Source organism: Longimicrobiaceae bacterium (genome assembly GCA_035696245.1).
GTDB lineage: Bacteria > Gemmatimonadota > Gemmatimonadetes > Longimicrobiales > Longimicrobiaceae > DASRQW01.
This window is the reverse complement of the sequence record DASRQW010000131.1, coordinates 1-10,506: the sequence shown is the minus strand read 5'-3', so window position 1 is coordinate 10,506 and position 10,506 is coordinate 1. Positions and strand designations below refer to the sequence as shown.

Sequence of the window (10,506 nt, the reverse complement as noted above, 5' to 3'; positions counted from 1 at the left end):
CGTCTCACCCGCGCTGCACGCCACGCGCGTCTCCGTGGGCGAGGTGCTGAAGAGCGCATCGCCGTCCGTGGCCGCCAATCGCCCGCGGCTGCAGCGCGCGCTCGTCGTCGCCCAGATCGCGCTCACCCAGCCGCTGCTCGTGGCGCTCGGCGTGGTGGTGGCGACCATGGCGGCGGACGCGGGCAGCGGCGCGAGGTCCACCGTCGCCGGGCGTGTCGCGGAGATCGAGCTCGACACGTGGGCCGGGCGGGTGTCCGCGGCGGAACGTGCATCCCGCATCGACGCGGCCGTCCAGCGCGTCGCCGCGATGCCGGGCGTGGTCGCCGCGATGCCCATGCAGATGGGCACGGTCACCGTGCCGCTCGCGGTGCACCCCGCGGACCGCGTGGCGAAGGTCGCGTACGGCCCCGCCATGCAGGCGACCCTGATCGCCGCGCCGAAGGGCTACTTCGGCACGTTCGGCATCCCCGTCGTGAGCGGCCGCGACTTCGACGCCGGCGAATACGCGCATCCGCCGGATGACGCCGCGCGCCCCATGCACGTCGATGCGGTGATCATCGGCAGCGACCTGGCGCGGCGGCTGTGGGGCGGCGCCAACCCGCTCGGGCGGCGGCTCCGCACGGCGCTGTCCGACGCTTCCGGCTCCGCGCCGATGGTGGTGGTAGGCGTCGTCGACGCGGCGGCGGCGGGCCCTGCCGAGGTCAAGGGCCAGATTCGCGTGTACGTGCCGTACATGCCCATGAACACGGGGGTGATCGCGCGAACGGCGGGGCCCGCGCCGCCCATGCTCAACGAGATCCGGAAGCTGGTGGCCGCCGAAGCGCCGCAGATGCCCGTGGTCCGGGCCGAGACCATGGAGCAGCGAGAAGAGCGGGCGCGCCGCGATCTCCTGCGCACCAGCGGAGCCGTCGCCGGCGGCGGCCTGCTCGCGCTGCTCCTGTCTGCCGTGGGGCTCTACGCCGTGGTGTCGTTCATGGTCGGCCAGCACACGCGAGAGATCGGGATCCGCACCGCGCTGGGCGCCCAGCGCGGCCAGGTCGTCCGCATGTTCTTCACGAGAGGGCTGGCCCTGGGCGCGATCGGCCTCCTCATCGGGCTGCCGCTGAGCATGGTCGCCACACGCCTCATCTCCAACGCGCTGAACTGGCCGCTGGCGAGCCCACCGCTGCTGGGCGTTGCAATCGCGGCCGTGGTGCTCGGCGTCGCGTCGGTGGCGGTGTGGATCCCGGCGCGCCGCGCCAGCAGGGTCGATCCGCTCGTGGCGTTGCGCACGGAGTGAGGAGAGGCGGAATACGAAGAACGTGGATGATGCCGCGTCCGGCGAAGCACGCCGCCGGGCTCGTCGGCCGGCGGCGAGGTATCGCCGGGGAAGGATGCCGTTGGGGAGAAAGTGATCTTCGCGAAGCGTCGAACTGGCGATGTAGCGACACTTTCATCCTCCAGGGCGAGCGAAGCTCGTCGACGACTCCCCGCGGTGGACGGGAGAGCTGCTGGATACCGATCCGTTCAGACAGCGTGTGTTTCCGTGAGGCGAGATCATCAGCAATGCCGACGGATTCCGCTCCGTCGATACGCTTTTCTGCGGATCTGGTAGTGGAAGGGTTAGGGCGCGAGGCGGGTGTTCACGGCTGCGGAACGAGGACGCTCCCGCGGCATAGGCGCGATGAAAGACGACGGGCGGAACCCTGCCGGGTCCGCCCGTCGTCGTGTGTACAGCCGGCTTCCCGTCCTTGCGCGCTCGGTCAGGCGGCGCGGGAAGAGCCCAGGAGGTCAGAACGGAAGGTCGTCGTCGTCCTCGAAGGCGGGCGGCTGGAAGTCGTCGTAGTTGCCGCCCTTCTTGGCGCCGCCGGCACCCCCACCGCCTCCGCCGCTGCCGCCGCCGCGATTGGCGTTGCCACCGCCACCGCCGCCGTACCCGCCACCGCCACCGCTACCACCGCTGCCGTATCCCCCGCCGCCGCCGTAGCTGCCACCGCCACCGCCACCCTCGGGCTTGCCGCCCAGCATCATCATCTCGCGGGCGCGGATCTCGGTGCTGTAGCGGGTGCCGGTGCCGTCCTTGGCCTCGTACTGCCGGTACTCGATCTCGCCCTCGATGTAGACCTGGTTGCCCTTCTTGAGGTAGCGCTCCACGATGTCGGCCAGCTTCTCCCAGCAGACCACGCGGTGCCACTCGGTCTTCTCCTGCTGCTCGCCGCTCGCGTTCTTCCACGTGCGGCTGGTGGCGATGGAGAACTGGGCCACCTTGCCCCCGTTCGCGGTGGTGCGGATCTCCGGGTCGGAGCCCAGGTTGCCGATCAGGATCGCCTTGTTCAAGCTGCGTGACACAGCTCCTCCTTCGCTGGTGTGACGTGAGTGTGTGGAACCGCGGGCGGGGAGAACCCCGCCAAAGTAGACGCCGTGGACAGGCGCGTCAAGCCTCAAGGCGCATTACGAGCGCGTCTTCGGTGGGCAGGGTGTAGTAGCGCCGCCGCCGGCCCAGCACCTGGAACCCTTTCGCGAGGTACACCGACTGCGCGGAGACGTTGGATTCGCGTACCTCCAGGAACACTTCGCGGGCTCCGCGCGAGCGGGCGCAGCGGATCGCGTGGTCCACCAGCGCGCCGCCGATCCCCAGGCCGCGCGCCTCCGGAGCCACGGCCACGTTGCCCAGCTCGGCCTGGTCCACCACCGTCCAGCAGGCGGCGTAGCCCACGGGAACGCCGCCGCGCTCGGCCACGAACAGGTCGGTGTCGGTGCGCATCAGCAGGCTGCGGAAGGTGCTCTCCTTCCACGGCGTGCTGAAAGAGGCGCGCTCGATCGCCAGCACGCGCGGCATGTCGGTGTCGCGGAAAGCGCGGATGGACACGGGCTCGCCGCCCGATCTCCCCGGGTCCGCGTCCACGCCCGCCTCCGTCACCCCGCCGCGGCGGCGGTGGCGATGCGCTCCGCCCCGGACGCACGCACGTACTCCGGCTCCCACGCCGCCGCGTCCGCCACGCGCCCCAGCGCCGGGGCCGCGCGCGCCAGCCACAGCAGCACCGATGCGCGGGAGATGGCGAGCAGCGGCGGCACCACGGGAGCGCCCAGCGCGCGGGCGATCTCCTCGCCGTGCATCGCCACCGCCTCGCCGGTGAAGATGGGGGGATGCGCGTCGTCGCGGAAGCGTTCCACCAGCTCGTCCACCGTGAGCGCCCGGGGCGCGAAGACCTCCTCCACGCCCGCGCCGAAGCGGTAGCAGGCCGCGTACACGTCCCGCCGCCGCGCGTCGAAGATGGCGCACACCGGCCGCTCCGCGCCCCAGCACGCGCCCGCGGCAGCCATCAGCCCGGAGTACGCGAAGAGGGGCACGCCCAGCGCCGCCACCATCCCCTTGGCCGACGCCGCGGCGATGCGCAGGCCGGTGAACGAGCCCGGCCCCGCAGCCACGACCACGCCCGCCAAGTCGCGCGGCTTCAGTCCCGCCGTCTTCAGCGCCGCGTCCACCGCGGGCAGCAGCGCGGCCGAGTGGCCGGGGCCTACGTTCAGCACCGTCTCCGCGAGCAGCTTGTCGCCGTCGCCCACCGCCACGGAGCCCGTGGCGGTGGAGCTGTCCAGCGCCAGCACCGGCCCGTTCGGCCGCCCGTCTTCTCCCAGGAACGCGGCGCTGTCAGCCGATGCGGGAGATGCGAGGCCGCTCATCGCCCGTCCTCCGCGTCCGGAAACGGAGGCAGCGCGGGCGGATCGCCGACGGGGGTGAGGGTGACGCGGCGCCGGTCCTCCGTCTCCGCCTCTTCCAGGACGACGTCCCAGCGCGGCTTGGGGAGGAGGGTGAACGCGTTCTCCGCCCATTCGATCAGCACCACGTCGTTCTCCGCGCCCAGGTCCGACCAGCCCAGGTCCCACACCTCGTCCTGGTGGTCCAGGCGGTAGAGGTCCAGGTGATGCAGCCGGACGCCGCGCGGCGTATCGTAGCTGAAGATCAGGTTGAACGTGGGCGAGGGTACGTCGCCTTCCACGCCCGCGCCGCGCGCGATGGCCCGGGCGAGCGTGGACTTGCCCGCGCCCAGGTCGCCGTCCAGCGCCAGCACGAGCGGCGTCCCCGCCTCCCGGCCGATCCGCGTGCCCCACGCAATTAGCTCGGGCTCGCTCAGCAGCGCCGTGCGCTCGCCATCCCCCGCCGTCAGCCGCCCTACATCTCCCGAACCCGCATCGACCGAATCCGTATCGCCCGACTCTGCATCCGCGGAACCCGCATCGGCCGACTCCGCATCCACTGAAACACCATCGGCCGGCCGATGCGAGGCGGCGGGTGCGCCCGCGTGGACGCCGGCGGACGATGCGCGGCCGTTCATCTCCCGAACCTCGCCGTCAGGCATTGCGCATGGCTCCCACCGAGCGCTTGGGGACGGCGCCGGCGCGTACGCCGTCCATCTGCGCCCTCAGCTCCAGGTACTGGTCGCGCAGCAGCGCCGCCTGCTCGAAGTCCAGGCGGGCCGCGGCGTCGCGCATCTGCTGCTCCACGTCCTTGAGCGTCTCTTCCAGGCTCTTGGAGCCGTACGGCGCGCGCGCCTCGGCCACGCGCTTCGCCTTCACCTCGTCCGCAGCCGCGTTCTTGGCCGACCGCGAATCGGCCACGCGCGTGGAGCGCTCGATCTCCTCCACGCTCTTTATGATGGTCTGCGGGATGATGCCGTGCTCCTCGTTGTAGGCCACCTGCATCACGCGGCGGCGGTCGGTCTCCTCCATCATCCTGGCCATGCTGCCGGTGATGCGGTCCGCGTACAGGATCGCCTTGCCCTGCGAGTTGCGGGCGGCGCGGCCGACGGTCTGGATCAGCGAGCTGCTGCTGCGCAGGAAGCCCTCCTTGTCCGCGTCCAGGATCGCCACCAGCGACACCTCCGGCAGGTCCAGGCCCTCGCGCAGCAGGTTGATGCCGATCAGCACGTCGAACTTGCCCAGGCGCAGGTCGCGCAGGATCTCCACCCGCTCCAGCGCGTCGATGTCGCTGTGCAGGTAGCGCACGCGCACGCCGGCCTGCTGCAGGAAGCCCGTCAGGTCCTCGGCCATGCGCTTGGTGAGGGTGGTCACCAGCACGCGCTCGCTCTTGCCCTCGCGCTCGCGGATCTCGGCCAGCAGGTCGTCCACCTGGCCGCGCACGGGGCGCACCACCACCACCGGGTCCAGCAGGCCGGTGGGGCGGATGATCTGCTCCACCACCACGCCGCCGCTCTTGGCCAGCTCGTACTCGCCCGGCGTGGCGGAGACGAAGATGGCGCGCGGCGTCAGCGTCTCCCACTCGTCGAACTTGAGCGGCCGGTTGTCCAGCGCGCTCGGCAGGCGGAAGCCGTGGTCCACCAGCGTGAGCTTCCGCGCCCGGTCGCCGTTGTACATCCCGCCGATCTGGGGCACGCTCACGTGGCTTTCGTCCACGACGAGCAGGAAGTCCTCGGGGAAGTAGTCGAACAGGCAGCCCGGCCGCTCGCCCTCCGCGCGGCCGGCGATGTGGCGCGAGTAGTTCTCGATGCCCGCGCACGTGCCGATCTCCAGCATCATCTCGATGTCGAAGTTCGTGCGCGACTCCAACCGCTGGGCCTCCAGCAGCTTGCCCTCGCCCAGCAGCTGCCGCAGCCGCCCGTCCAGCTCCGCGCGGATGCGGCCCACCGCGCGCTCGATCGTGGGCCGCTGCGAGACGAAGTGCTTCGCGGGGTAGATGGCCGTGCGCGGCAGCACCGCGATGGTGTCGCCCGTGAGCGGGTCGAAGCGCGAGATGCGCTCGATCTCGTCGCCCCACAGCTCTATGCGCACCCCCTGCTCCTCGTACGCCGGGTACACTTCCACCGTGTCGCCGCGCACGCGGAAGGTGCCGCGCTCGAAGGCCGTGTCGTTGCGGTTGTACTGGATGTTGACCAGCGCCTCCAGGATCTTCTTCCGCGCGATCTGCTGCCCCCGCTCCAGCGTGAGCATGAGCGAGCGGTACTCCTTGGGATCTCCCAGGCCGTAGATGCACGAGACGGAGGAGACGATGATCACGTCCTCGCGCTCCATAAGGCTGGACGTGGCGCGCAGGCGCAGCCGCTCGATGTCCTCGTTGATCGAGCTGTCCTTCTCGATGTACGTGTCCGTGGTGGGCACGTACGCCTCGGGCTGGTAGTAGTCGTAGTACGAGATGAAGAATTCGACGGCGTTCTTGGGGAAGAACTGCTTCAGCTCGCCGTAGAGCTGCGCCGCCAGCGTCTTGTTGTGGCTCATCACCAGCGCCGGCTTCCCCAGCTCCGCGATCACGTGGGCGATGCTCAGCGTCTTGCCCGTGCCCGTGGCGCCCAGCAGCGTCTGGTACTTGTCGCCGCGGCGCAGGCCCTCGTTCAGCTCCGCGATAGCGCGGGGCTGGTCGCCTGCGGGGGAGAAGGGAGAGACGAGCTCGAACGGCATAAGTCGTTTTCCGGTCAGTGCATGGAGGTGCTGCTGGCGAGCCCTCCTGATACCCCGAACAAACACCGCAGTTCGCGGCGGGGGCATCTCGTACAAAGTGCGACCCCGCGCCGCGTGGAGCAATGGCGCGGGGTCGTTCTCATGTGATCCAAAGTCTCTCGGCGGGAGGGGCGACGGCGGAACTGCGGGACGACGGGTTGGGCGTGTCCCCGCGAGCGGGGCCGGGCTGCGCGCGCAGTAAGGCAGCACACTACGCTGCCCAACTGCGGCGAGCCCCCGGCGGTTCCGCGCGTCGTCAGCCTCCGGGCATTACCCCGATCTTCCTCGTTCCATCGCGCCGGGGTCTCGCCCCTCCGGGCGCGCGTCCCTCACGTGACGGCGTTCCCACTCTCGCGAATCCGGCAGCCTCCCCCGGCTCGGCCGATCGTGTACGCCGGACGCTGCGTTACGCGTCCGCGGGCTTGAACTGCGCGAAGCCGACGGTGTTGCCGCCGGGCTCGCGGACGTACAGCTCCAGGGAGCCGTAGAAGGTCTCGTGGCGCGGCTTCACGACGGGGGCGCCTTCCACCGCGCGCTCCACCGGGTCCAGGTCATCGACGGTGATGAAGAGAGCGACCGAGTGGCCGGTCACGTCCGCGTCCGGCGTCTCTTCCAGCACGCTCGCTCGCGTCTGGTACATCACCTCGATGCCGTCGCGCGCCGCGCTGGCGAAGATCAGCTTGCCGTCCGGACCGGGGACCTGGTTCTCCACCGTGAAGCCCAGCCGGTCCGCCCAGAACGCGATGCACGGCTCCACCTCGTCCACCATCATCACCGGCGTGAGCTGCTTCATCCGCACGCCCGCCGCCCCACCGCTCGTCTCGCTCATCCCCGCCTCCCGTGAAGTTCGTCAGCCCGCCTGATCCCCACCATCCGCAGCGTTTCGCTCGCCGCATCCGCACCCCACCTCAACACATCCGCGCCGGGACCGAATCGCCGACTTCGCGCTCTCGAACTGGCGTCCGGCCCTGCTCCACGTCGTCCACGCTTGCCGGACGGCTCACGGGCTCGCGGGCTTGCCGGGATCGGGCACCAGCCCGGTGATGCGCCACCGACTGTCCGTGCCCTTCCGCACGACGACGCGCGAACGTGGGTTCGTGTCGAACGACACCCAGCCTTCGCCGCGCGGGCCGTTGCCGCCCTCCGCGAGCGTGCTCTCCCGCAGGCGCGCCACGCGGGCGAACAGCGCGTCGCTCCCCCGCACCAGCCCGCGTGCCTGCGTGCGCCGCCCGTGCCGCGCGAGCGAGAAGAAGCGCTCCACGGTGTGCATCCACGGGTTGAGCGCCACCGTGTCCGCAGCGATGCGGCCTCCGCGCACCGCGTACGTCACCTGCGAGCGCAGCCGCGTCCCCAGCACGGGCGCCTCCACGGCCGCGGGAAAGCTGTCGTACGCGATGGCGACCGACGTGCGCGAAGGCTTCGCATCCCAGTCCACCATCCTGCCCCGCCCCGCCTCCTGGAGCCGCAGCGCGCCGGAGCGGTCCAGCCGCCACAGCCTCACGAAGCCGTCCACCCGGTCGCCGCCGGTGAAGCTCTCCATCGTCACCAGCCCCAGCGCGTCGCCGCCCATCGGCAGCGCGTACGCGGAAAGCGGGTACGGGCGGTCGGCCAGCGCCGTCCGCGTCCACCGGCGCCCGCGGCGTGCGTACACACTCAGGCGCGCGGGCCCCTGCCCCGGCAGCGCGAAGATCCCCAGCACCACCGTGTCCCGCCCGATGGCGAGCGGATGCGCGTAATAGCTGGGCAGCTCGCGTGGAAGCACGCTGTAGAACGCGACGCGCCCCAACTGCGTCCCCTCGCCTTCCGTCGCACCCTCGTAGCCGTGCAGCGCCGCGAGAGCACGGTTCACGGCCGCGGGGGCCGCGCGCGCGTCCAGCCGGTGCAGCACCAGCGAGTCCAGCGCGGAGAGCGCCGCCCTCGCCGCCGTGCGCTCGCCCGGCGTCCCCGTTTCCATGTCCGCCCACGCGTTGAGCCGCGCATCGAAACGCGCCGCATCGTCCGCCTGCGCACGACCCGCCTGCGCGAGCGACTGGTCCACGCGACCCAGCGCCATCGTCATGCCGACGATCACCACGGAAGCAAAGCGCGAACGCAGACGCATGGGCAACAGGAGTGCAGGGTGGGAAAGGTCGAGCGAGATGGAGAGATGCGGACGGTGCCCGGGTGCCGCAATCCTCGCGGGCGGTAGACGCCTGGCGGCTGAAGCCACGGCTACGAAGGCACGAAGCCCGCCTTCGCGGGCTGCTGCCGCACCACCGCCAGGCATCGGAGAGACGTTCGCGGACGAAGCACCATCGGCGCCGTAGGTAGCCGCAGCGATTCCGCGTTCGGAGAATTTCGGATGCGATGAATCGCACCCCTACGCGCCGCATGTTCCGCGCTGAGATGAGGCAACGATGCAGCGGCATCCACCCGCACCACCCGTGGTTCGTACGGCTGCGACGCTCGCACGCTGGTCGCGAAAAATTCACGGCCGCAAGCCACGCCGGTGGCCTTCGTGCCGTTGTAGCCCGCGGGTTTTCCCGCCAGGGCGATGCCGCCGCCACGAACCCCACTCCTTCCGCGCGGACGGGCCGCCGCGACCCGGCCATCGCATCCGTCGACCAACATCCCGCACCTCAGCGAGTTCCGCCTTACGCTTCGGTCAGGTCGCTCTCCCCCACCGCCTCGCGCCGCTCCACCGAGATCACGCCCTTGACCTTGCGGATGGCGGCGAGCACCCGGTTCAGGTGCGTCAGGTTCTCCACCTCCACCACGAACTGGCCGTGCATCCCCAGCTCGTCGGCCTGGATGTCGGCGCTCTTGATGTTGGTGTTCGCCTGCGAGATGGTGCTGGCGATGTCGGCGAACAGGCCGCGCCGGTCCGTGCCCTCCATCACGATGCGCACGAAGAAGCGGTCGCCCGCCTCGGCCTCCCAGTCGATCTCCACCCGCCGCTCCGGGTGGTCGCCCAGCTGCAGCACGTTGGGGCAGTCCACCCGGTGGATGGAGACGCCGCGCCCGCGGGTGATGTAGCCCGTGACCTTGTCGCCCGGCACCGGCTGGCAGCACTGGGAGTAGCGCACCATCAGGTCGTCCATCCCCTGGATGCGCACCCCCTTGGGCTTGCCGCGCATGCGCGACACCAGCCGGTCGAAGGTGCTGGGGATGCGGGGCTGCGCCGCCTCGGCCGTCTCGGGCCACAGCTCGCGGATCACCGCGCTGGGGCCCAGGTCGCCGCGTCCCAACGCCGCGAACAGGTGGTCCGCGTCGGGGAGCTCCAGCGCCTTCGCCACCTCGCCGAAGCGGTCCTCGCTCACCTTGTCGCGCCGCGCCTTGCGGATCTCGCGCTCGATGAACTCGCGGCCCAGGCGCACCGAGCTTCCGAACTCCTCCTCCTTGATCCACTGGCGGATCTTGTTGCGCGCCCGCGCCGTCTTCACGAACGCCAGCCAGTCTCGCGAGGGGCGCTGCTTGGCGTCGGTGAGGATCTCCACCGTGTCGCCGTTGCGCAGCTCGCGCGCGAGGGGCGCGATGCGGCCGTTCACCTTGGCGCCCGCGCAGCGCATCCCCACCTGCGTGTGCACCGCGAAGGCGAAGTCGATGGGGGTGGCGCCCTTGGGCAGCTGCTTCACGTCGCCCATGGGCGTGAAGACGAAGATCTCGTCCTGGAACAGGTCGATGCGGAGGAACTCCATGAACTCCTCCGGCTCGCGGGCGTCCTGCTGCCACTCGAGCACCTGGCGGAACCAGGTCAGCGTCTCGTCCACGTCGTCGCCGCGGCTGCCCTCCTTGTACTTCCAGTGCGCCGCGATGCCGTACTCGGCCGTGCGGTGCATCTCGCGCGTGCGGATCTGGATCTCGTACAGCCTGCCGCCGGGACCGAAGATGGTCGTGTGCAGCGAGCGGTACATGTTGCTCTTGGGCGTGGCGATGTAGTCGTGGAAGCGCTCCTGGAGCGGCGTCCAGCGGTTGTGGATCACCCCCAGGGCGTGGTAGCAGTCGGTGACCGTCTCCACGATCACCCGCATGGCCATCAGGTCGTAGATCTCCTCGTACCCCTTCTGCCGCCGCACCATCTTGCGGTAGATGGACCAG

At 70.8% G+C, this 10,506-nt stretch carries 9 protein-coding genes; 1 reads left to right on the top strand and 8 read right to left on the bottom strand.

From position 1 onward, the window contains the following. A partial coding sequence (locus VFE05_05890; protein HET6229594.1) for an FtsX-like permease family protein occupies positions 1-1,279 on the top strand: 1,279 nt, incomplete at its 5' end. Positions 1,280-1,770: 491 nt separating this feature from the next. Here VFE05_05890 and ssb read toward each other — a convergent pair. From ssb to VFE05_05850, 8 genes are all read right to left on the bottom strand, one after another. Beyond that, complete coding sequence (ssb, locus tag VFE05_05885) at positions 1,771-2,328, bottom strand: single-stranded DNA-binding protein (protein HET6229593.1); 558 nt, start codon at positions 2,326-2,328, stop codon at positions 1,771-1,773. 85 nt (positions 2,329-2,413) lie between these two features. Then, positions 2,414-2,884 carry a ribosomal protein S18-alanine N-acetyltransferase gene (gene rimI, locus VFE05_05880; protein HET6229592.1) on the bottom strand — a complete coding sequence of 157 codons (471 nt, stop codon included), beginning with the start codon at positions 2,882-2,884 and terminating at the stop codon, positions 2,414-2,416. A gap of 11 nt (positions 2,885-2,895) precedes the next feature. Beyond that, positions 2,896-3,660 carry a tRNA (adenosine(37)-N6)-threonylcarbamoyltransferase complex dimerization subunit type 1 TsaB gene (gene tsaB, locus VFE05_05875; protein HET6229591.1) on the bottom strand — a complete coding sequence of 255 codons (765 nt, stop codon included), beginning with the start codon at positions 3,658-3,660 and terminating at the stop codon, positions 2,896-2,898. Then, entirely contained in the window at positions 3,657-4,337 is a 681-nt protein-coding gene (gene tsaE, locus VFE05_05870) for a tRNA (adenosine(37)-N6)-threonylcarbamoyltransferase complex ATPase subunit type 1 TsaE (GenBank protein HET6229590.1), read from the bottom strand. Before tsaE ends, tsaB begins: the two co-directional genes overlap by 4 nt. After that, positions 4,330-6,390 carry an excinuclease ABC subunit UvrB gene (gene uvrB / locus VFE05_05865; GenBank protein HET6229589.1) on the bottom strand — a complete coding sequence of 687 codons (2,061 nt, stop codon included), beginning with the start codon at positions 6,388-6,390 and terminating at the stop codon, positions 4,330-4,332. Before uvrB ends, tsaE begins: the two co-directional genes overlap by 8 nt. A gap of 445 nt (positions 6,391-6,835) precedes the next feature. Then, positions 6,836-7,258, bottom strand: a complete 423-nt coding sequence (locus VFE05_05860) for a VOC family protein (GenBank protein HET6229588.1) — start codon at positions 7,256-7,258, stop codon at positions 6,836-6,838. 171 nt (positions 7,259-7,429) lie between these two features. Continuing rightward, on the bottom strand, positions 7,430-8,488 hold the full coding sequence (locus tag VFE05_05855) for a hypothetical protein (protein ID HET6229587.1): 1,059 nt from the start codon (positions 8,486-8,488) through the stop codon (positions 7,430-7,432). 574 nt (positions 8,489-9,062) lie between these two features. Next, the coding region (locus VFE05_05850; protein ID HET6229586.1) for a TGS domain-containing protein at positions 9,063-10,506 on the bottom strand (1,444 nt) is incomplete at its 5' end.

Coding starts and splice junctions, on each gene's coding strand:
- tsaB (HET6229591.1), bottom strand. CDS start 3,660: ATGAGCGGCCTCGCATCTCCCGCATCGGCTGACAGCGCCGCGTTCCTG.
- tsaE (HET6229590.1), bottom strand. CDS start 4,337: ATGCCTGACGGCGAGGTTCGGGAGATGAACGGCCGCGCATCGTCCGCC.
- uvrB (HET6229589.1), bottom strand. CDS start 6,390: ATGCCGTTCGAGCTCGTCTCTCCCTTCTCCCCCGCAGGCGACCAGCCC.
- VFE05_05860 (HET6229588.1), bottom strand. CDS start 7,258: ATGAGCGAGACGAGCGGTGGGGCGGCGGGCGTGCGGATGAAGCAGCTC.
- VFE05_05855 (HET6229587.1), bottom strand. CDS start 8,488: ATGACGATGGCGCTGGGTCGCGTGGACCAGTCGCTCGCGCAGGCGGGT.